This is a genomic window from Mesorhizobium sp. BHbdii, from assembly GCF_053848045.1.
This window is the reverse complement of sequence record NZ_JBSPKX010000004.1, coordinates 431,678-450,556: the sequence shown is the minus strand read 5'-3', so window position 1 is coordinate 450,556 and position 18,879 is coordinate 431,678. Positions and strand designations below refer to the sequence as shown.

The window sequence follows — 18,879 nt, the reverse complement described above, 5'->3', positions numbered from 1 at the left end:
CGCTATCCTTTCATCATGGTCACATCGTCGACCTTGAGAGTGGACTTGTTCCTTACGAGGGCAACCAAGATGCCGAGGGCGACGGCAACCTCCGCCGCGGTGATTGCGATGACAAAGATCGTGAATATCTGCCCGCGGAAATCGTCGTAGTAATGCCCGAAAGCGATGAAATTGATGTTGACCGAGTTGAGCAGGAGCTCCAGCGACATCAGCACGACCAGGATATTGCGTCTAAGCAGTACGCCTGCTGCTCCGATCACGAACAGGACCACTCCGAGCAAAATGTACCACCAGAGCGGAACCATCACCCCTGCTCCTTCCGCGCCAGCACGATGGCGCCGACCAGGGCGGCCAGCAGGATGACAGAGGCGGCTTCAAACGGCAGGAGATAGTCGGCGAAAAGTGTCGTGCTGAGCTGCCTGATCTGATCGCCGCCGCGCACAACGACGAGCTCCGTGACCGAAAAGCGGTCACTCCAGAGCACCAGCACAAGCATCTCCACCCCAAGCAGGGCAAGCAGCACCAGAGCCGGCAGGTTGCCGCCCGGCAAGAACCGCTGCAACACCGCTTCGCGCACGTCGATCATCATGATCACGAACAGGAACAGGACCATGATTGCGCCGACATAGACGAAGATCTGGATGACAGCGAGCAACGGCGCCTCGAGCAAGACGAAGATTGCCGAGATCTGCAGGAAACACGCCATCAGCGCCAATGCGCTGTGAACCGGATTCCGCGCCAGGACCACGGTCAGTGCCGTGATCACGGACGCCGCAGCGAACAGAAGAAAGAACGTCTGATCCATCGACGCCGACCCTCCGCCGCGATCTGTCACTCGGCGCAAGACGGCCGGATTTGAGATAGCTGCGCACTTCAGATACGTCTACAGATTGTGCCCTAGTATCGGATTTTTCTCAAGATTACATGGTTTGGCGCTACGTTATGCCCAAGTCTCAGCATCTGATACGGTGTGCGATCCGCAGCCTGCTTATCCGTTGTTCAGGCTGCCCAAGGAGGTCCGGCACGGGTTCAGAAACCCAGAAAAAAGGACGTCGCCTTTGGCGAGCTTACCCGGCCCAGATGTAGTGAATAATCTCTTCGGCCTCGCGCTCGACCTCCTCGATGCGCTTCTTCACCACGTCGCCGATCGAGACAATGCCGTCGAGTTGGCCGTTCTTCACCACGGGCAGGTGGCGGAAGCGGCCTGTGGTCATGATCTCCATGACTTGGTTGATCGTGTGGTTCTCGGTGCAGAGGTTGACCTTGGCGGTCATTGCGTGACGGACACTCTGCTCCAGGGCCGCAGCCCCATGCTTGTTCATGGCGCAGACGATGTCGCGCTCGGACACGATGCCGACCACCTTGCGATCGCCATTGGTAACGACCAGTGCGCCGATCCTGTGCTCAGCGAGCCTGTTGATCGCCACGGTGAGCGTCTCGTTCGGGCCGATCGTCTCGACGGCTCGACCCTTGTCCTCGAGAATCGCTTTGACGTTCATGGCTTCCTCCAAGCGCTACTACGCTCCAGCCCTACGCCCCGTCTCCCTCTCGGTGCATTTTCTGCCCCATCGTGCGCCGCGCGCCTTGATATTTCAAGTCCGACTTGCGCGCCCAGGCCACGTGCTTCCTGGCGGTAGGCCTTCATGATTGGCTCACACATACCGCCGCCTGCTACAAGGGGTCGCCGTGCCGTCGCCGATGCTCATTGATCAGCCGAGAGCGCCGTCACGGATTCCGCGGAAGCCAATTCCGTCGGGCTCAGGGGCGCATGCCTGCTTCCCTCTAAACGCATGCCGCTCTCGTCTATTTCTTGCAGGCGTCCCTGAACCCCAGGCGGCGCGCAGGTGCCGTTCAGCGTCGCGTGCGACGATTTTGGTAAGCGGCGCCAGGATCGAACTTTCGCTCTTCAGAGCGATACCACTCAGCGAGGTGAGGCCCGTCGTCTGCTTCTACCGGTTGAGCACTGAAAGGTGATGAATCTGGCGCTCTTGCATTTGTTCAGCGCCTGCTCCAGGGCTGGCCCTCGAAACAGAAGAATATGCCGGGCGACATCACAGCGTCGGACGCGAAACCTTCGTGGTAAACATCCGGGTCGATCGAGTGAGCAGTGGAATCACTATGGCGGGCGTTACTGTGACAAGACGATCAGGATCGTCATTGATCATGTGCGGCAGATGATCTTCCGGACGGCCGAAGATCCTACGCTAATCTACTCAAAAACAACCGCTTCGCCGAATTTATTAGATCTTTCCCGTCACTCCCACTCGATTGTTCTAAATCTAGTTAGGCCATTGATATAACTAGGTTTTTATTCGTTGCCGCGCAAGAAGCCGACCCATGGGCCGTCAAAACGTTACAGTCTTGATTTCAAAGGGAAAAATAGCACGAAAATTTTTGGTGGTTTCGGTATCTATCGAAGTCGATCGCCTTTCCGGACCCACTTTGGGCAACTCAGGTGGGTTTCACAGCGAACGAAGAAAGTACCGTCGCTAACTTTCATACCACAGCGCGCGCCACAACGCGACCCGCCGCGCCAGCGTCATCCAAGCGCCATGCCTCTCCGTCTGTAGGTGAACGGATACCGCTGTCAGTGCAAACTGGACACTCCCGGCAGCATAAACTGGACACCTCAAGACCCACCCGCTCCGAGGGCGCGACAGCACGGTTCAAGGTGCAATGTCGCGCCCTCCACTTGCTGAACTTCTTCCCGGAGGGGTCGCGGCAAGGAAGCCGGTGCTGGTTTATCAGAAGGCCTCGCAGGCGGCAGCGGCGGAATAGTCAGAGCCAGCGGCGAACCTCGGCCTTGTAGCGGCGGTAGTCGTCGCCGAACTTCGCTTCGAGATAGCGCTCCTCGCGGGCGATCACCTGCGTCTGGATCGCGATCAGCACCAACGGGAGCAAGGCGAAGGCGATCGGCCCGTCGAAGCCGATCGCAAGGCCGGCATAGATAAGCGCCATGCCGAGATACATGGGATTGCGGGTCCACCGATAGGGACCGGTCGTTGCGATGAGGGTCGTTGGCTGCGACGGCGGAACGTTGGTGCCCAGCCGCCGGAACAGCCCCGCCGCCGCAAGCATCATCGCCGCGCCGGCAACGAACAGCAGCGCGCCCGTCGCGACCAGCAACCGCCAGTCGATGCCGAAAGAGCGCAGAGTGATGAACCGCTCCGCCGCCAGCCCCAACAGCAGCGCTCCCAGATAGACGAAGGGCGGAGGGAAGCGCACACCCGCGCTGTCCGGTTCGACGGCCATGCTCATCCTCCAATCTGTGCTTTCAAACCAGCATCGACTGCTGGGCGAAGATACCCGCCATCGCGCCTTGCCATGATGCCGTGGTGACCGAGGGCATGAGGGAGTTGGCGAGGTCGCCGGCGGCGTAGATGCCGGGCATGCTGGTTTCGCGGCGCTCGTCGACCTTGAGGGCGACGCCGAGGAGCGTATCGACCGTGGCGAGGCCCAGTGATTCATGCAGGCTTGCGGACGGCTTGTTGCGCGGATGCGCGAACAGGATGTCGACCGCGACATCGGGGCCGGTATCGAGCTTGACGGTGGCGCTATGGCCCCCGTGATGGGCGATCTCGGTGATCCGGCCCTCGACGACAGGTATGTTGCGACGCGCCAGATCGGCCCGGATATCGGGCGGAATGTCGTGACCATCGGCGAAGAGCGTCAACCTGTCGGTCCAATCGTGGAACAGCCTGACCTGGTTGTGCGACTGCGGGCCGGACCAGACGAGGCCCCAATGCTGGCCGGCAACTTCAAAGCCGTCGCAATAGGGGCAGGGCACGATGGACGTGCCCCAGCCTTCGGCAAAGCCCGGAACATCAGGCATCTGGTCGGCGACGCCATAGCTCAGGATCAGGCGGCGCGCCCCAAGGCTTGCGCCATCGGCAGTGAGGACGGAGAAATCGTCGACGGCGCCGGAGACGCTGTCGGCCCGGGCATTGACCAGCCTGATCGTGGGATAGCGCGCCAGCTGCTGCCGCGCCTCGGCCAGGATGTCCAGCGGTGGCTTGTGATCGTGGCCGAGCAGACCATGCGAGTGGCCGGCGGAGCGGTTGCGCGGCAGGCCGGTATCGAGAACAGTGACCTTGCGGCGGGCACGGCCGAGCTGCAGGGCGCCGGCGAGACCGGCAAAGCTGCCGCCGATGATGATGACGTCATCCATGGTGATGGGCTCCGTGTTGTGGTTGGGCTGGGCCTGGCTTGCACATTTCAGATACTACATGGTATCGTAATTCAAGAATTAGGATACTGTCAAGGACTGGAATTGTCGTGAGCGAAAATAGTCAGGCCCGGCGCGGCCGGCCCGCCAACGAGACGCTTGGCCAAACGATAGTCGACGCCGCGGGCGAACTCTTTGCGGAATTGGGATTTCAAGCGACGACATTGGACAAGGTCGCCCAGCGAGCGAAGATATCCAAGCTCAGCATCTATCGGCACTTCGAGAACAAAGAGGCGCTGTTCAGCGCGGCCTTTGCGGCCCGCTGCCATCAGTTTGTACCACAGGCCCTTTTTGAAGGCGTCGACGGTTCGGCCGAAGAGCAGCTCATGGCGGTGGGATCATCCCTGCTTCGCACGCTGTTGCGCCCGGACGTCCGCAGTGTCGAAGCCATGGTCATGGCCGACAGGACGAGTCAAAAGTCGTTGAGCAAGCTCCACTATGAAGCCGGCCCCGCCCATGTCATCGCCCAAATCGAGGCCCTGTTGCGCCAGTTGCACGCGAAGGCGGTTCTGAACGTGCCCGATCCTCTCCGGTCTGCCCGCTTGTTTGCCGCGCTTTTCAAAGGATCCGATCTCCTGATTATCGCACGCTTCGATCAGGCGAGAGCAGAGGACGACAACGAAATCGAATCCTATTGCCGGTCGGCCGTCGCCATGTTCATCGCCGCGCACGGTGGCAACGACCACGCGGGCGGATAAGCATTTGATTGCTCCGGGCAGCTTGGCCGGGACCGTGGTCCAGGCGCTTCGTCATATTGGGCCGGCGCGCGCGGCCGAGCTTGCACAGATCGCGGCACCTCATCTTTCTCCCAACGATAAAAGACGCTCGCATCTACCGCGGTCCAAGCTCCCGCCTGGATGCGGTCGACGCTTCTCTTCATTGCAGATCCGGCAGCAGTTGGGACAACATTTGACAGGTGATGCGACGGTGCCATCCGACGATATGCGATCGGGTCCGGAACATCGATCGGTACCGCAGCCAAAGCTGAAACTATGTATGTCGATAACTAAAGTACCGTCAGCGCGGAAATGTCATGCTACGGGGCATTTTCGTTATATATTTCAAAGCGTTGACACACAGAAAAGTACCGTCAAACTCTAAAAACGAATGACGGTACCTTTTAGAATGCTCTGTCGGATACGAAAAGCACCGTCAAAAGTACCGTCAGAGTGATCTGCTACAAGCTGCGAGCCGCGCCAAGCGCTCCGATAAACTTAACGATTTCAATGACTTTGAGGTTTGTCAATTCCATTGATAATGTGCCTTGGCTAGCAGTCTGCCCTGCCCGCAAGTCATTGTATTTTCTACGAAATACTACGCTAGAGCCGCCTATCATCGCCGTTTCCCCTCACTCCCACTCGATTGTACCCGGCGGCTTGCTCGTCACGTCGTAAACGACGCGGTTGATGCCGCGCACCTCGTTGATGATGCGGGTGGCGGCGGCACCGAGGAACGCCATGTCGTAGTGGTAGAAATCCGCCGTCATGCCGTCGACCGAGGTGACGGCGCGTAGCGCGCAGACGAATTCGTAGGTGCGGCCATCGCCCATCACACCAACGGTCTGCACCGGCAGCAGCACGGCGAAGGCCTGCCAGATGGCGTCGTAGAGGCCGGCCTTGCGGATTTCGTCGAGATAGATGGCGTCGGCCTCGCGCAGGATCTCCAGCTTTTCGCGGCTGATGCTGCCTGGGCAGCGGATGGCGAGACCGGGGCCGGGAAACGGATGCCGACCGATGAAGCTGTCGGGCAGGCCGAGCTCCCTGCCGAGCGCCCTCACCTCGTCCTTGAACAATTCGCGCAGCGGCTCGACCAGTTGCATGTTCATGCGCTCGGGCAGGCCGCCGACATTGTGGTGCGACTTGATCGTCACCGACGGGCCGCCGGTGAAGGAAACGCTTTCGATAACGTCGGGATAGAGCGTGCCCTGCGCCAGGAAATCGGCGCCGCCAAGCTTCTCGGCCTCTTCCTCGAACACCTCGATGAACAGCCGGCCGATGGTCTTGCGCTTCTTTTCCGGGTCCGACTCGCCCTCGAGCGCGCCGATAAAACGGTCCGAGGCGTCGACCAGGATGAGCGGCAGATTGTAGTGCTGGCGAAACATCTCCACCACACCAGATGCCTCGTCCTTGCGCATCAGCCCGTGGTCGACAAGGATGCAGGTGAGCTGGTCGCCGACCGCCTCATGGATCAGCAGCGCGGCGACCGAGGAATCGACGCCGCCCGAAAGCGCGCAGATGACCTTGCCCTTGCCGACCTGCTTGCGGATCGTCTCGACCGCGTGCTCGCGGTAGGCGCGCATCGTCCAGTCGCCCTCGATGCCGGCGATCTTGTGGACAAAGTTTTGCAGCAGCCGGGCGCCGTCCGGCGTGTGCACCACTTCGGGGTGAAACATGATGCCGTACATCTTGCGCTCGACATTGCCGAAGATGGCGAAGGGCGAGCCTTCCGATTTTCCGAACACCTCAAATCCCTTGGGCAGGGAGATGACGCGGTCGCCATGGCTCATCCACACCTGGTGGCGCTGGCCGGGCGCCCACAGGCCCTCAAACAGCGGGCTGTCCTTCTGGATTTCGACGAAGGCACGGCCGAATTCGCGATGGTCGGAGCTTTCGGCGACGCCGCCCATCTGCACGCACATGGCCATCTGGCCATAGCAGATGCCGAGAACCGGCACGCCGGCGTCGAAGACGATCTGCGGCGCGCGCGGGCTGCCGATGTCGCCGGTCGAGGCCGGGCCGCCGGACAGGATCACCGCCTTCGGATTGATGCGCCTGAACGCCGCTTCGGCCGACTGGAACGGCACGATCTCGGAAAAGACGCCGGCCTCGCGGATGCGCCTGGCGATGAGCTGCGTGAACTGGCTGCCGAAATCGACAATCAGGACGGTGTCGGGATGATTGGCTATCTTCATGGCGAGCGTTTAGAGAAAGAAACGAGTCGGCGCAATGGGTTGCGAGGTGCCTTCCTCAATCCGATTCCGCGTCTTCATGCGACGGTCCAAATTCCAGGGCGCCGGACCCGATCGCCTGTTCCAGCCGCGTGACCGCATCCGCCAGCTTCTCGTCGATGACGTGGAGATACTCCTTCCAGTCGCCGACATGCCTGAGATCGGCAGCCCCGTCGGAAATGCCACGCAGGCCGACGAGCGGCACGCCGAACAATTGGCAGGCTCGCAGGCAGGCGAAGGTCTCCATATCGACCATGTCCTCGACAATCGCATCATAGGCGCTGCCGGAAACGATGGCTGCGCCGGTCGACAGCGTCGCCTCTCTTATATCTGGAATCCTGAACGGCAGCGGCACGGTCACCGGCAGGTCGAGAAACGGCGTCGCGCCCTTCTCGAAGCCCAAAGGCGAGGCGTCGATGTCACGGTAGGCGACCGAAACGGCCTGGTAGATTTCCGTCTGTTCCAGTGTCCGGCTACCCGCCGAACCGAGCGACACGACGAGATCCGGCAGCGCCTTTTCAGACTTCAGCCATGACAGTTCCGCGCCCAGCCTCACGCCCGCCTCGACCGGTCCAACGCCGGTCATGACAGGCGTGAACAGCCGCTGCAGATGAGGGCCGTATTCGGCCTGCGCCGCCATCACGAAGAGCACGTCCCTACCGGCAATTCTGACGGCCTTGCGCATCGGATCAGCCTTCAATGCCATCGCGGCCGACCACCGTCATCATCGTTCCAGTCATGGTGGCGATCAGCTTGGCCTCGCCGTCGACGGCGAAGGCATAGGCCTGGCCGTCGGCGACGATGATGGTGCGGCCGGGCTTCGTCACCGAGCCGCGGAACAGGAAGCGTTCGCCCCGGCCCGGCGCCAGCAGATTGACCTTGAACTCAATAGTGAGCACGCCCGAATTCTCGGGCATCAGCGAGAAAGCCGCATAGCCGCAGGCCGAGTCCAGCGCTGTCGAAATGACCCCGGCATGAAGGAAGCCATGCTGCTGGGTCAGCGCCGTCGAATAGGGCATCTCGATCTCGATTATGCCGGGCGTCACCAGCGTCAGCTCGGCGCCGATGGTCGTCATGGCGTTCTGGCGCGCGAAGGATGTCCTGACGCGATCCTCATAGTCGGGGGCGGGTACGATCTTTGCTGCCATGGGCTTGTCACGCTCCTGTCAGAAAAGCTTATTGCAGAGGCAGGAGCGACAGGCAATCGCTATTGCTGCACTGCAGCAATCAGGTCCGCCGGCATGGTTCAGCCGTCCTTGCGCAGCGCACAGACATAAAATCCATCGGTACCGCTCAGCGCCGGCGACAGCGAAATGCCGCCTGCGGCGCCGATACGCGCAGCCGTCTCGTGGCCCGGAAAGCGGCTGTCCCAGAGCTGGCGGTGATCGACCGGGACAAAGCCGCTGTTACGATCTCGGAAGGCAGCGACCTGTTCGCCATTCTCCTCGTCGAACACCGAGCAGGTGATGTAGACCAGCAGCCCGCCCGGTTTGACGAAGGCTTTGGCCGCATCGAGGATCGCCGATTGCTCGCCTTTGCGTGCATCGAGCTGCTTCTGCGTCAGCCGCCATTTGGCATCGGGCCGGCGCCGCCATGTGCCGCTGCCGGTGCAGGGCGCGTCGACCAGGACGATATCCATGTGGCCCGAAAGGGTGCTGAGCTCGGCCGGCTTGGTGACGATTTGCACGTTGCGGTTTTCCGAGCGCCGGATTCGTTCGAAGATCGGCGCCAACCGCGCCTTTTCGGCATCATGTGCGAACACCTGGCCGCGATTGTCCATCGCCGCCGACAGTGCCAGCGTCTTGCCGCCGGCTCCGGCGCAAAAGTCGAGGACCTGCATTCCGGCCTCCGCGCCAGCCAGCGTGGCGGCGATCTGCGAGCCTTCGTCCTGAACCTCGAACCAGCCTTTCTGGAAGGCCGGTTCCGCCTGCACGTTCGGGTGCCTGCCGTTGCCCGCGATCGGCGGGATGCGAATGCCGTGCGGTGCGATCCGTGCAGCCCTGGCGCCGGTCCCGGCCAGCTCCGCGAGCACCTTGCCGCGGTCGGCCCGCAGCGTGTTGACCCTGAGGTCCAGCGGTGGGCGGGTCGCTAACGCCGCACCTTCGTCGACCCAGCTGGCGCCAAAGGCCTGCTCGAAAAGCGGTTCGCACCAATCCGGAATATCAGCCCGTACCGCCGACGGCGCAGCGTCGAGCCGGCGATCGGTGACGGCCCTCAGTTCACCGTCGTTCAACAGCGGCGGCGCAAACTTGTCGCCGTCGAGCGCTTCGTTCAGCGACTGCGCCGTCTGGTTCCATTCAAGCAGCAGCGCGCCAAAACCGATGGCGCGCGGCGTATCTTCGCCCAGCAAAAACCCGGCCGAGCGCTTTCGGCGCAGCGCGTCATAGACGATGTTGCCGATCGCCGCGCGATCGCCGCCTCCGGCGAAGCGGTGCGCCAGGCCCCAATCCTTCAGCGCGTCGGCCACCGGCCGGTGCCGTCGGCCGATATCCTCCAGCACTTCGATGGCCGCCGCCAGCCGTCCGCCCAGTCGCATTTTCTTATTCCGTTACTCAGCAAATCAATTTCCCTGCTCTAAAGCGACCGACTGGCGCACACAAGCGGGAGAGTCCCGGATGCCAGATCGAAGCAGCCCCGTTGGCATCCGCGGCTCTAATCGGTGCATTGCTTGTGCTTTCAAACTTTTGAAGTTGCGGTAGTCTTCCGCTGCGTGATTCGCGAAGAACTGCAAGCGGATCGGCGGAAAATTACGAGGAGAGGGCAATGAAGACTTATCTGGCGGAAGTTTTAGGCACATTTCTACTGGTGTTCATCGGTACGGCTTCGGTGGTGACGGGCGGCTTCGGCGGCGCGCTGCCGCTTGGCCAGGAAGGCATCGGTCTTGCATTCGGCATCGGCCTGATTGCGGCGGCCTATGCAATCGGCCCGATTTCGGGCGCGCATCTCAACCCGGCGGTGACGCTCGGCGTGTTCCTCGCCGGCCGAATGCAGGCCAAGGACGTCATCCCCTATTGGATCGCACAGATCATCGGCGCCATCATTGCGTCGCTGGCGCTGTGGATCATCGTCTCCGGACAGGTCGGCGGCCATACAGGCGGCTTCGGCGCCAATGGCTGGGATGCGACGAAGTGGGGCGTCAGCTCGGCGTTCCTGTGGGAGCTGATCGGAACTTTCACCTTCGTGACGGTGATCCTCGGCGTCACCAGCGGCAGCCACACGACGGCCTTTGCCGGCCTTGTCATCGGCCTGACGCTGGCGGGACTGCATTTTGCCATCATTCCGGTGACCGGCACGTCGCTCAACCCGGCCCGCTCGATCGGCCCGGCGCTGTTTTCGGGCAGCTCCGCGATCGGGCAGCTCTGGCTGTTCATCGTCGCACCGCTGATCGGCGGCGCCATCGCCGGCGTGGTTGCCAAGACCCGCATCTTCGAGAAGGACTGATTTTCGAAGGCGTCAATACAAAAAGGCGCGGGTCAAGGCCCGCGCTTTTTGTTAGAGAATCACTTGCCGCCTCAGGATCGGGCAAGATCGAAGCGGTCGGCGTTCATCACCTTGGTCCAGGCAGCGACGAAATCCCTAACGAACTTCTGCCCGGCGTCCGCCGACCCGTAGACCTCGGCAAGCGCACGCAACTGCGCGTGCGAGCCGAAGATCAGATCTGCGCGGGTGCCGGTCCACTTGACCGCCTTGGTCTTGCGGTCGCGCGCTTCGTAGACTTCATCGGAGCCGGCGGCCGGATCCCAGATCGTGTCCATGCTGAGCAGGTTGACGAAGAAATCGTTGGTCAACGTGCCCGGCCTGTCGGTGAACACCCCGTGCTTCGACTTGCCGGTGTTGGCGCCGAGCACCCGCAACCCGCCGACGAGCACCGTCATCTCCGGCGCCGTCAAGGTCAGCAGCTGCGCCCGATCGACCAGCATCGCTTCGACCGACATCGGCTGCTTGCCCCGGACATAATTGCGGAAGCCATCGACTTTTGGCTCGAGCGCGGCGAAGGACTGGACATCCGTCTGTTCCTGCGAGGCGTCCATGCGACCTGGCGTGAAAGGCACCTCCAGGTCATGGCCGCCGTCCTTCGCTGCCTTCTCGACCGCGGCGACGCCGCCGAGAACGATCAGGTCGGCAAGCGAGACCTTCTTGTCGCCTGTCTGCCCGGCGTTGAACTCGCTCTGGACGCCTTCGAGCTCCGCAAGCACCTTCGACAGTTCGGTCGGCTGATTGACGTCCCAGTCCTTCTGCGGCGCCAGGCGGATGCGTGCGCCGTTGGCGCCGCCGCGCTTGTCGGAGCCGCGGAAAGTCGAGGCCGAGGCCCAGGCGGTCGAGACCAGTTCGGAAACAGACAGGCCAGTGGCCAGGATCTTCGCCTTCAGCGAGGCGATGTCCTGCTCGCTGATCAGTTCGTGATCGATGGCCGGGACAGGGTCCTGCCAGATGAGCTCTTCCTTCGGCACGAGCGGGCCGAGATAGCGGACAACCGGACCCATGTCGCGATGGGTCAGCTTGAACCAGGCGCGAGCGAAGGCATCGGCGAAGTGATCCCGATTCTCATGGAAACGCCGCGAGATCTTCTCATAGGCCGGGTCGGCCCGCAGGGCGAGGTCGGTGGTCAGCATCGCCGGCGCGCGGCGCTTCGACGGATCGTGCGCGTCCGGCACGGAGCCTGCACCGGCGCCGCCCTTTGGCGTCCACTGATGGGCGCCGGCCGGGCTCTTGGTCAGTTCCCATTCGTAGTTGAACAGATTATCGAAGAAGTTGTTGCTCCACTTGGTCGGCGTCGTGGTCCAGGTCACCTCGAGGCCCGAGGTGATGGCGTCGCCGGCAATGCCGGTGGCATGCTTGCTCGACCAGCCGAGGCCCTGCGCCTCGATGCCGGCGCCTTCCGGCTCCGCCCCCACCAGCGATGCATCGCCGGCGCCGTGGGTCTTGCCGAAGGTGTGACCGCCGGCGATGAGCGCCACGGTTTCCTCGTCGTTCATGGCCATGCGTGCGAAGGTTTCACGGATGTCGCGTGCCGAGGCCAACGGATCGGGGTTGCCATTCGGCCCTTCCGGGTTGACGTAGATCAGCCCCATCTGCACGGCGCCGAGATGGCCCCGAAGTTCGCGGTCGCCGGAATAGCGCTCGTCGCCGAGCCACTTGGTTTCCGACCCCCAATCCACGTCCTGCTCGGGCTCCCAGACATCGGCGCGCCCGCCAGCGAAGCCGAACGTCTTGAAGCCCATCGATTCCAGCGCGACGTTGCCGGTGAGGATCAACAGGTCGGCCCAGGAGATCTTCCTGCCGTATTTCTGCTTGATCGGCCACAGCAGCCGGCGTGCCTTGTCGAGATTGGCGTTGTCCGGCCAGCTGTTGAGCGGCGCGAAACGCTGCTGGCCGGCGCCGGCGCCGCCACGGCCATCACCGATGCGATAGGTGCCGGCGCTGTGCCAGGCCATGCGGATGAACAGTGGCCCGTAATGGCCGAAATCGGCCGGCCACCAATCCTGCGAATCGGTCATCACATGGTGCAGGTCCTTGATCACCGCATCGAGATCGAGGCTCTTGAATTCCTTGGCGTAGTCGAAGTCCTCGCCCATCGGGTCCGAGAGGCTCGACTGCTGGTGGAGAACGGCAAGGTCAAGCTGGTTTGGCCACCAGTCACGGTTGGTCCTGCCGGCCGACCCATGCGCGACCGGGCATTTGCCGGCGCTGTTGTCATCGGTCTTTGCGTCCATCGTTCTCTCCGATTTGTTGATTTTTGTTGATTTTCCCGACGGGCCTTGAGCCACGCCATTCTGGAATGGTTCCAGACTAGGCCGCATTGCCGATAAAAACAAATTGCCTTTCCTGTTTGTTGCGATAGGTTTTCCTTATGATAGGTCTCACCGTCCGGCAGATGCAATATTTCGAGGCGCTGGCACAGACGCTGCATTTCGGCCGCGCGGCGAAGCTGGCCGGCGTCAGTCAGCCGGCGCTGTCCTCGCAGATCGCGGAGATGGAGCTGCGGCTGAATTGCCGGCTGTTCGAGCGCGGCGGCAAATCGGTTCGGATGACCGACGAGGCACTGGCCATGCTGCCGCGCATCGAGCGCATTCTTGCCGATATCCGCGAGATCGAGACCACGGCCCGGCGTGGCCGCCCCGCCATGGAAGGACGCTTCCGGCTCGGCATCATCCCGACGGTCGCGCCCTATCTCCTGCCGCATGTGCTGCCGGAGCTGAAACGGCATTTTCCGGCCTTGCAGCTCGAATTGCGCGAAGCGGTGACCGCGTCCCTGGTCGAGGACACCGCCCTGGGAAAGCTCGACGCCTTCATCGCGGCCGTTCCGCTCGATCAGCCTTGGCTGATCACCGAGCCGCTTTTCTCCGACCGATTCTTCCTTGCCGTGCCGGCCGGCGATCCCGCATTCGCCTCGCCGCCGGTGCCGCCGGAAAGCCCGGCTTTGGAAAGGCTGATGCTGCTGCAGGAGGGACACTGCCTGCGCGAACAGGCGCTTGCCGTCTGCGGCAGCGTGCGGCCGGTGGCAATGGCGAGCTATGGCGCAACCAGCCTGACGACGCTGCTGCAGATGGTGGCGCACGGGCTCGGCGTCACACTCATACCGGAAATGGCCGCAGGGCCGGCCAGCGGCATGCGCGATTTGAAGATCGTGCCGTTCCAGGAACCGATGCCGCAGCGCTCGATCTGCCTCGCCTGGCGGCGCAACAAGGTCCGGCACGACGAATGTGTCGAACTGGCCAAGATTATCCGCGGGCTGGATCAGGCAGTGCTGGCGGCGTGAGGTGGAGGATCAGAGGTGTCCGATTGACCTCAATCTCGTTTCCAAGCTGCGAGCAAGGGGCCTATGCTTCCATAAACAGGGTCCTTTCGCGGACGGCCAACGCTGGGGATCGTTACGACCGCCTTGGCAGCCTGCGCAGCAGTCCTACATTCGTCATGGGAGCCAGATGAACGATTTGCGCCGACTGCTACAAGTCGGATGCGGAAACACAGTCGCGCTTGTGCCGGACCAAATGCCCTGAGGTCCGATGCTCACCGGCAGCGAAATTGGTTGCGGGAAGGGCGAGTTTGCATATTCTGGTTGTGGCAGAAGAGTTTACAAAGTGGGAGGAGTAAATGTCCGGCAACAAAATCTCGCGTCGCGGGTTCCTGGAAAAGTCCACCGCCATCACGGCCGGTGCGGCTGCAGCAACGACGCTCTCGGCCCCGGCCGTACTGGCGCAGGCGCCGGTGACCATCAAGATGCAGACCTCCTGGCCTGCGTCGGACATCTGGATGGATTTCGCGCGGCTATACATAGAGCGCGTCGAAAAGATGTCGGGCGGCCGGCTGAAGTTCGAGCTCCTGCCCGCGGGTGCGGTCGTAGGCGCGTTCCAGGTGCTCGATGGCGTCAATGACGGCGTCATCGACGCGGCGCATACCGTCCCCGTCTACTGGTACGGCAAGCACAAGGCCGCGTCGCTTTTCGGAACTGGCCCTGTGTTTGGCGGCAGCGCCACCACAATGCTCGCCTGGTTCCACCAGGGCGGCGGCAAGGATCTCTACCGCGAGCTGACGCAGGACATCATGGGCCTCAACGTGGTCGGCTTCTATGGCTTCCCGATGCCGGCGCAGCCGTTCGGCTGGTTCAAGAATCCTGTCACGACCACTGCCGAACTGCAGGGATTCAAATATCGGACGGTGGGTCTTGCCGCCGATCTCATGCAGAACCTCGGCCTTAGCGTGGCGCAGCTGCCCGGCGGTGAAATCGTCCCGGCAATGGAGCGCGGGGTTATCGACGCCTTCGAATTCAACAATCCGTCATCCGACCTTCGCTTCGGTTCGCAGGACGTCGCCAAGCACTATATCTTGTCGTCCTACCACCAGGCGAGCGAGTCGTTCGAATTCCTGTTCAACAGGGACGTATTCGACGACCTCGACGACGATTTGAAGGCCATTCTCGAATATGGCGTGGAGGCGGCCAGCACCGCGACCACCGCAGTCGCCCTCGACAACTATTCGGCCGACCTGCAGAAACTGCAGACCGAGCACGGTGTCACCGTGCACCGCACCTCCAAGGAAATTCTCGACGCACAACTCCAGGCTTGGGACAAGATCATCCCGACGCTGGAGGCGGACGAGTTCATGAAGCGGGTGCTCGATAGCCAGCGCCAATGGGTCGAACGCGTTGTCTACTACGAGCTTATGAATTCAGCCGACCTGACACTGGCATACGAACATTATTTCCCAGGCAAGCTGAAGCTCTAATTCGCGCCTCCGCTTCGGCAAACCGGCGGTCTTGCGGACCGCCGATTTGCACCAGACGGAACCCTGCACATGCTCCGCTACATTGCATTCGCCGATGAACTTTCGGCATGGTTTGGAAAGGTGTTCGCGTGGAGCGTCGTCGTCATGACACTCGGCGTGAGTTACGAAGTTGTCGTGCGATACCTGTTCAGCGCGCCGACCGCGTGGGCATTCGACCTCAGCTACATGCTCTATGGCACCATGTTCATGATGGCCGGCGCTTACACCTTGTCGCGAGACGGCCATGTGCGCGGCGATTTCGTCTACCGTCTGTGGAGGCCGCGCGTGCAAGCGGCGGTCGAACTTGTCCTGTACTTCATCTTCTTCTTCCCGGGCGTGACGGCGTTGGTTCTGGCCGGATCGAAGTACGCCGCACGCAGCTTCCGCTATCTCGAGGTAAGCTCGAACAGTCCGGCCGGGATTCCGATCTTCCAGTTCAAGGCCGTCATAGTGGCGGCAGGCATCCTGCTCTTCGTGCAGGGGATTGCTCAGGTGTTCCGCTGCGCCGTCTGTCTGCGAACCGGAACATGGCCGCGCGCTGCTGAAGACGTGGAAGAGACCGAGAAGGTGCTGATGGAAGCCAAGACGCTCGATGTTCTGCATCACGGGTCGGAAGCAGTCGACCTTCCATTACTCCACCCCGACAATGAACCCGACCGCGACGGAGAAGACAGATGAGCGATCCTCAGGTCGCCGTCGCGATGCTGCTCATTCTGCTTCTGGCGATCTTCCTTGGCTTCCCGGTTGCGTTCACTTTGATGGCGCTCGGGGTCGCCTTTGGCTACTACGCCTATTTAAATCCGGGACGCATGTGGCGCGCCTACGAACGGGCGGTTGAGGATGGTGCCGACGGCTGGACGCTTACGGAGCATTGGATCGGCGGCTTCTTCAACAACCGCATTTTCGATCTGTTCGTGAATCAGACCTATTCAGTGATCTCGAACGACGTGCTGACCGCTATCCCGTTGTTCCTGTTCATGGGCTACATCGTCGAGCGGGCCAACATAATCCAGCGCCTTTTCGGCACCCTTTTTATCGCCACCCGCCGCGTGCCTGGCTCCATGGCGGTCGCCGCCCTCATCACCTGCACCCTTTTCGCAACGGCCACAGGGATAGTCGGCGCGGTCGTGACACTCATGGGCCTGCTGGCGTTTCCCGCCATGCTGAAGGCGCGTTACGACATCAAATATGCCTCGGGAGTGATCTGCGCGGGTGGAACCCTGGGCATCCTCATTCCGCCGTCCATTCTGCTCATCGTCTATGGCGCGACGGCGGGTGTGTCGGTGGTCCGTATGTATGCGGCAGCCCTGCTTCCAGGACTGCTGCTTGCCGGCCTCTATCTGATCTATGTGGTGGCGAAGGCGGTGCTGCAGCCGCAGGTGGCGCCGAAGCCGACCCGAGACGAGGTAGGCCACTATTCGGTCCTGCAAATCAGCTGGATGCTGCTGACTTCCTTCGTCCCTCTGGCGGTCCTGATCCTAGCGGTGCTCGGCGCTATTCTCTTCGGCCTCGCCACGCCTTCGGAGGCCGCCGCCATCGGCGCGCTCGGCGGTGTCGTGCTGGCCGCCGCCTACCGGGCCCTGACGTGGCAACGCCTGAAGGAGTCCGTCTATTTGACGGCGCGCACGACCGCGATGGTGTGCTGGCTGTTCGTCGGCTCCGCGACCTTCGCCTCGGTCTTTGCCTATCTGGGAGGCCAGCAACTGATCAGCGATTTCGTCACCGGCCTCGACATGTCGCCGCTGATGTTTCTGATCGTCGCCCAGATCATCATCTTCATCCTGGGCTGGCCGCTGGAATGGACCGAGATTATCGTTATCTTCATTCCGATCTTCCTGCCGCTGTTGGCGCATTTCGAGATCGATCCGCTGTTTTTCGGCGTGCTCGTCGCGGTCAACCTTCAGACGGCCTTTCTGTCGCCGCCCATGGCGATGTCGGCCTACTACCTCAAGGGCATTTCGCCGCCGCATGTTCAGCTTTCGGATATTTTCCGCGGAATGATGCCCTATATGCTGATCGTTATCCTGTGCATGGTCATCATCTACATCTTCCCGCAGATCGTGTACGGGCTGCCCAACCTGATCTATGGAGGCTGAGACGAGGATGCCGCGGCGAGTGGAGGACAATAGATGAATTTGAGCCGCTTCCTGGCCGTCTTGGCGTTTGTTGTCTTTCTGGCGTTTTTCGGCGTCGTAATCCGGTTCGTCCCGCATCCCGATCTAGGCGTTGCGGTCGGCATCGGCGTCCTCCTTGCGGGCTACGATCTATGGAGCCAGCTGAGGTCTCGCGCGAGGTAATAGCTGGATTGGGGCGGTCGCGGGGAAGCTGCATGGCTGCAGCGTCGATGCGGGCGAAGGGCCGAACCGTCCGCTCGGTGTGAGAAACATCAACTTCAATCAAATCTCCGTGAATTGTGCCGAACGCCCGGAACCGCCGACGCGTGCCCGGCATTGGTTTTGCGGATGAGTCTGCGTCCAGAACAAGGAGCAGTGTTATGGCTTACCGTGATTACATCCATACGCCGGTGACGCCGCGCGACATCCGATGGGGACTCCAGCAGGGTGCCGTTGCGGGCATTGTCGCAGGCCTCGTCTTTGCGGCGTTTGAAATGACAGCGAGTGCGTTCATGATGGGGGCGGAAGCGTTCTTCACGCCCCTGCGCATGATCGGCGCCATCGGGCTTGGACCGGAAGCTCTCGATCCCGGCTACCCGCTCTTGACGGCCAGCATCGCTGGCGTGATCGTGCATTTGATCCTGGCTATCATCTATGGGATCGTGTTCGGAGAGATTGCCGCAATCTTGCGAGGGCAAGCCACCTTCATTGGTCTTGGCAGCATCTTTGGCCTCGCCTTGTGGCTCGTCAATTTCTATGTGATCGCGCCGATCGCATTCCCCTGGTTTCTGCAAGCAAGCCCGGTCGTGCAGTTCATTGCCCACACATTCTTCTTCGGTACCGTCCTCGGCTGGTTCCTGTGGAAATCGCACGAGAGAAGCGGGCTCGAAGGACCGGCGGTTTAGCCTTGCCAGCACCGACCTGGTGCGGTCGGATTGAAGCGGAAGAGACAGCGGTGATCACCGGCGCTTCTGCTGGCAGCGGGCGTGCTATTGTGCTGCGCCTCGCGCGGGAGGGTGCGAAGGTCGCTTTGATCGCCCGCGACAAGCCCGCTATGAGCCAGCTGACAGTGGAAATCGAAGGTGAGGGCGGCGAGGCTCTCGCCATAGCCGCCGATGTTTCCGACGCGCCCAAGTATTCGCAGCGGCCGACGAGATCGAGTCAGCACTGGGGCCGATCGACGGGCAACCGCTCAATGTCATGTCCAACGATCTGGCGTAGAAAAGCGGACGGCTGGCTGCCCTACAACGATCAGGTCTTCGACTATCTCAAGCGGCAGTTCGACAAGTTCGACCCCTCTTACCGCGACTGACGGACCCCCCAATCGA

General features: G+C 61.8%; 18 protein-coding genes. 8 read left to right on the top strand and 10 right to left on the bottom strand.

Translation table 11 applies throughout. The features are described 5' to 3' along the window. Window positions 1-2: 2 nt before the first annotated feature. From nuoK to ACWTU8_RS22765, 5 genes are all read right to left on the bottom strand, one after another. Window positions 3-305 (bottom strand): NADH-quinone oxidoreductase subunit NuoK, encoded by a 303-nt coding sequence (nuoK, locus tag ACWTU8_RS22785; protein ID WP_455849925.1) that lies wholly within the window; start codon window positions 303-305, stop codon window positions 3-5. Next, on the bottom strand, window positions 305-805 hold the full coding sequence (locus tag ACWTU8_RS22780) for an NADH-quinone oxidoreductase subunit J (protein WP_455849924.1): 501 nt from the start codon (window positions 803-805) through the stop codon (window positions 305-307). Before ACWTU8_RS22780 ends, nuoK begins: the two co-directional genes overlap by 1 nt. 262 nt (window positions 806-1,067) lie before the next feature. After that, window positions 1,068-1,499: a CBS domain-containing protein gene (locus ACWTU8_RS22775; protein WP_455838519.1), complete on the bottom strand. Its 432-nt coding sequence runs from the start codon at window positions 1,497-1,499 to the stop codon at window positions 1,068-1,070. Window positions 1,500-2,778: 1,279 nt separating this feature from the next. Continuing rightward, the gene (locus tag ACWTU8_RS22770) at window positions 2,779-3,252 is read right to left on the bottom strand and encodes a methyltransferase family protein (protein WP_455849923.1); all 474 of its coding nucleotides are present in this window, start codon (window positions 3,250-3,252) and stop codon (window positions 2,779-2,781) included. Window positions 3,253-3,274: 22 nt separating this feature from the next. Beyond that, entirely contained in the window at window positions 3,275-4,168 is an 894-nt protein-coding gene (locus ACWTU8_RS22765; RefSeq protein ID WP_455849922.1) for an NAD(P)/FAD-dependent oxidoreductase, read from the bottom strand. 107 nt (window positions 4,169-4,275) lie between these two features. On the opposite strand from ACWTU8_RS22765, the gene ACWTU8_RS22760 reads away from it, so the two are divergent. Continuing rightward, window positions 4,276-4,923, top strand: a complete 648-nt coding sequence (locus tag ACWTU8_RS22760) for a TetR/AcrR family transcriptional regulator (RefSeq protein WP_127208030.1) — start codon at window positions 4,276-4,278, stop codon at window positions 4,921-4,923. A 650-nt stretch (window positions 4,924-5,573) separates the two neighbouring features. On the opposite strand, the gene guaA is transcribed toward ACWTU8_RS22760, so the two are convergent. The 4 genes from guaA to ACWTU8_RS22740 all read right to left on the bottom strand — a co-directional run bounded on the left by guaA (window position 5,574) and on the right by ACWTU8_RS22740 (window position 9,708). Then, entirely contained in the window at window positions 5,574-7,136 is a 1,563-nt protein-coding gene (gene guaA / locus ACWTU8_RS22755; RefSeq protein ID WP_455849921.1) for a glutamine-hydrolyzing GMP synthase, read from the bottom strand. Window positions 7,137-7,191: 55 nt separating this feature from the next. Beyond that, window positions 7,192-7,857 (bottom strand): 5'-methylthioadenosine/S-adenosylhomocysteine nucleosidase, encoded by a 666-nt coding sequence (locus ACWTU8_RS22750; protein WP_455849920.1) that lies wholly within the window; start codon window positions 7,855-7,857, stop codon window positions 7,192-7,194. Between the two features lie 4 nt (window positions 7,858-7,861). Beyond that, window positions 7,862-8,320, bottom strand: coding sequence for a PaaI family thioesterase (locus tag ACWTU8_RS22745; protein ID WP_029348345.1), 459 nt, complete (start codon window positions 8,318-8,320; stop codon window positions 7,862-7,864). A gap of 98 nt (window positions 8,321-8,418) precedes the next feature. Beyond that, a complete protein-coding gene (locus tag ACWTU8_RS22740; protein WP_455849919.1) occupies window positions 8,419-9,708 on the bottom strand; it encodes an RsmB/NOP family class I SAM-dependent RNA methyltransferase in 1,290 nt (429 codons plus the stop codon). Between the two features lie 227 nt (window positions 9,709-9,935). Between ACWTU8_RS22740 and ACWTU8_RS22735 the strand changes: the two genes are divergently transcribed. Beyond that, the gene (locus ACWTU8_RS22735; RefSeq protein WP_455849918.1) at window positions 9,936-10,613 is read left to right on the top strand and encodes an MIP/aquaporin family protein; all 678 of its coding nucleotides are present in this window, start codon (window positions 9,936-9,938) and stop codon (window positions 10,611-10,613) included. A gap of 71 nt (window positions 10,614-10,684) precedes the next feature. On the opposite strand, the gene katG is transcribed toward ACWTU8_RS22735, so the two are convergent. Beyond that, the gene (gene katG, locus ACWTU8_RS22730; protein ID WP_455849917.1) at window positions 10,685-12,886 is read right to left on the bottom strand and encodes a catalase/peroxidase HPI; all 2,202 of its coding nucleotides are present in this window, start codon (window positions 12,884-12,886) and stop codon (window positions 10,685-10,687) included. A 137-nt stretch (window positions 12,887-13,023) separates the two neighbouring features. Here katG and ACWTU8_RS22725 point away from each other — a divergent pair, with 137 nt between their 5' ends. The 6 genes from ACWTU8_RS22725 to ACWTU8_RS22700 all read left to right on the top strand — a co-directional run bounded on the left by ACWTU8_RS22725 (window position 13,024) and on the right by ACWTU8_RS22700 (window position 18,863). Beyond that, window positions 13,024-13,932, top strand: a complete 909-nt coding sequence (locus ACWTU8_RS22725; RefSeq protein ID WP_455849916.1) for a hydrogen peroxide-inducible genes activator — start codon at window positions 13,024-13,026, stop codon at window positions 13,930-13,932. Window positions 13,933-14,267: 335 nt separating this feature from the next. Continuing rightward, entirely contained in the window at window positions 14,268-15,398 is a 1,131-nt protein-coding gene (locus ACWTU8_RS22720; protein ID WP_455849915.1) for a TRAP transporter substrate-binding protein, read from the top strand. A gap of 69 nt (window positions 15,399-15,467) precedes the next feature. Continuing rightward, window positions 15,468-16,115 carry a TRAP transporter small permease subunit gene (locus ACWTU8_RS22715; RefSeq protein WP_455849914.1) on the top strand — a complete coding sequence of 216 codons (648 nt, stop codon included), beginning with the start codon at window positions 15,468-15,470 and terminating at the stop codon, window positions 16,113-16,115. After that, window positions 16,112-17,533 (top strand): TRAP transporter large permease, encoded by a 1,422-nt coding sequence (locus ACWTU8_RS22710; RefSeq protein ID WP_455849913.1) that lies wholly within the window; start codon window positions 16,112-16,114, stop codon window positions 17,531-17,533. Before ACWTU8_RS22715 ends, ACWTU8_RS22710 begins: the two co-directional genes overlap by 4 nt. Before the next feature lie 344 nt (window positions 17,534-17,877). Next, entirely contained in the window at window positions 17,878-18,456 is a 579-nt protein-coding gene (locus tag ACWTU8_RS22705; RefSeq protein ID WP_455849912.1) for a hypothetical protein, read from the top strand. Window positions 18,457-18,506: 50 nt separating this feature from the next. Next, window positions 18,507-18,863, top strand: a complete 357-nt coding sequence (locus ACWTU8_RS22700) for an SDR family NAD(P)-dependent oxidoreductase (RefSeq protein ID WP_455849911.1) — start codon at window positions 18,507-18,509, stop codon at window positions 18,861-18,863. Window positions 18,864-18,879: the final 16 nt, after the last annotated feature.

What these genes read in the sequence shown, in the direction of transcription:
- nuoK (WP_455849925.1), bottom strand. Translation starts at nt 305, where the DNA reads ATGGTTCCGCTCTGGTGGTACATTTTGCTCGGAGTGGTCCTGTTCGTG.
- ACWTU8_RS22780 (WP_455849924.1), bottom strand. Translation starts at nt 805, where the DNA reads ATGGATCAGACGTTCTTTCTTCTGTTCGCTGCGGCGTCCGTGATCACG.
- ACWTU8_RS22775 (WP_455838519.1), bottom strand. Translation starts at nt 1,499, where the DNA reads ATGAACGTCAAAGCGATTCTCGAGGACAAGGGTCGAGCCGTCGAGACG.
- ACWTU8_RS22770 (WP_455849923.1), bottom strand. Translation starts at nt 3,252, where the DNA reads ATGGCCGTCGAACCGGACAGCGCGGGTGTGCGCTTCCCTCCGCCCTTC.
- ACWTU8_RS22765 (WP_455849922.1), bottom strand. Translation starts at nt 4,168, where the DNA reads ATGGATGACGTCATCATCATCGGCGGCAGCTTTGCCGGTCTCGCCGGC.
- guaA (WP_455849921.1), bottom strand. Translation starts at nt 7,136, where the DNA reads ATGAAGATAGCCAATCATCCCGACACCGTCCTGATTGTCGATTTCGGC.
- ACWTU8_RS22750 (WP_455849920.1), bottom strand. Translation starts at nt 7,857, where the DNA reads ATGCGCAAGGCCGTCAGAATTGCCGGTAGGGACGTGCTCTTCGTGATG.
- ACWTU8_RS22745 (WP_029348345.1), bottom strand. Translation starts at nt 8,320, where the DNA reads ATGGCAGCAAAGATCGTACCCGCCCCCGACTATGAGGATCGCGTCAGG.
- ACWTU8_RS22740 (WP_455849919.1), bottom strand. Translation starts at nt 9,708, where the DNA reads ATGCGACTGGGCGGACGGCTGGCGGCGGCCATCGAAGTGCTGGAGGAT.
- ACWTU8_RS22735 (WP_455849918.1), top strand. Translation starts at nt 9,936, where the DNA reads ATGAAGACTTATCTGGCGGAAGTTTTAGGCACATTTCTACTGGTGTTC.
- katG (WP_455849917.1), bottom strand. Translation starts at nt 12,886, where the DNA reads ATGGACGCAAAGACCGATGACAACAGCGCCGGCAAATGCCCGGTCGCG.
- ACWTU8_RS22725 (WP_455849916.1), top strand. Translation starts at nt 13,024, where the DNA reads ATGATAGGTCTCACCGTCCGGCAGATGCAATATTTCGAGGCGCTGGCA.
- ACWTU8_RS22720 (WP_455849915.1), top strand. Translation starts at nt 14,268, where the DNA reads ATGTCCGGCAACAAAATCTCGCGTCGCGGGTTCCTGGAAAAGTCCACC.
- ACWTU8_RS22715 (WP_455849914.1), top strand. Translation starts at nt 15,468, where the DNA reads ATGCTCCGCTACATTGCATTCGCCGATGAACTTTCGGCATGGTTTGGA.
- ACWTU8_RS22710 (WP_455849913.1), top strand. Translation starts at nt 16,112, where the DNA reads ATGAGCGATCCTCAGGTCGCCGTCGCGATGCTGCTCATTCTGCTTCTG.